Genomic DNA, 1,333 nt, shown 5'->3' on the forward strand with positions numbered 1-1,333 from the left:
CGCCGTCATCCCGCCGGACATCCGTTGCGCCACCACCCGGACGTTACCGATGCGCTCCGCGCCCGCCGCGGCGTTGGTCGCGGCGGCCCGGGCGCCGGCCAGCCGGGCGCGTTCGAGTTCCTTTTCCGCCGCCTTGAGGCGCTCCACCAGGTTGGCCACCCGGGCGGGCACCTCGTCGGAGGGCACCTTCAGCGTCGACGCCAGCCCCGCCATCAACGCGCGTTCCTTGGCCAGGTGCCGGAACGACTCCAGCCCGACGTAGGCCTCCACCCGGCGCACCCCGGAACCGACCGAGGATTCGCCCAGGATGGTCACCGGCCCGATCTGCGCCGAGTTGTGCACGTGGGTTCCACCGCAGAGCTCCAGCGAGAAGGGGCCGCCGATCTCCACCACCCGCACCTCGTCGGGGTAGGCCTCGCCGAACATGGCCATCGCGCCCATCGCCTTGGCCTTCTCCAGCTGCTCGGTGAAGGTGTGCACCTCGAAGTCGGCCTGCACGGCCTGGTTGGTCACCTCTTCGACCTGGGTGCGCTGCTCTTCGGACAGCGGCCCCTGCCAGTTGAAGTCGAACCGCAAATAGCCGGGGCGGTTGAGCGAGCCGGCCTGAACGGCGTTGGGGCCCAGCACCTGTCGCAGTGCCGCGTGCACCATGTGGGTGCCGGAGTGGCCCTGGGTGGCGCCGCGGCGCCACTGCGGGTCGACCGCCGCGACGACGGTGTCGCCCTCGACGAACTCGCCGGACTCGACGTTGACCCGGTGCACCCACAGGGTTTTGGCGATCTTCTGCACATCGGTGACCGCGGCGCGGGCGGTCTCGCCGGCGCCCGTTCCGCTGATGGTGCCCTCGTCGGCGATCTGGCCGCCGGCCTCGGCGTACAGCGGCGTGCGGTCCAGCACCAGTTCGACGCGGTCGGCCCCCTCGGTGCCGTGGGTGACCACCGGAACCCGCTTGCCGTCCACGAAGATGCCCAGAATCCTTGCCTCGGAAGTCAATTCGTCAAAGCCGGTGAACTCGGTCGGCCCGGCGTCGACCAGCTCGCGGTAGGCGGTCAGGTCGGCGTGGGCGTGTTTGCGCGCGGCGGCGTCGGCCTTGGCGCGCCGGCGCTGCTCGGCCATCAGTTCCCGGAAGCCGACCTCGTCCACGTGCAGGCCGGCCTCCGACGCCATCTCCAGCGTGAGCTCGATGGGGAATCCGTAGGTGTCGTGCAGGGTGAACGCGTCCGAGCCCGAAATCGCCTTCGCGCCGGAGGATTTGGTGGTGCCGGCCACCTCGTCGAACAGCTTCGAGCCCGCCGCCAGCGTGCGGTTGAACGCGGTCTCCTCGGCGACGGCG

General features: G+C 70.9%; 1 protein-coding gene. It reads right to left on the reverse strand.

Translation table 11 applies throughout. From position 1 onward, the window contains the following. Positions 1-1,333, reverse strand: a 1,333-nt coding sequence (locus A5646_RS11450; protein ID WP_231998292.1) for an alanine--tRNA ligase-related protein, incomplete at both ends; no start/stop codon positions are given.

The organism is Mycobacterium sp. 1245499.0 (assembly GCF_001673615.1).
Lineage (GTDB): Bacteria > Actinomycetota > Actinomycetes > Mycobacteriales > Mycobacteriaceae > Mycobacterium > Mycobacterium europaeum_A.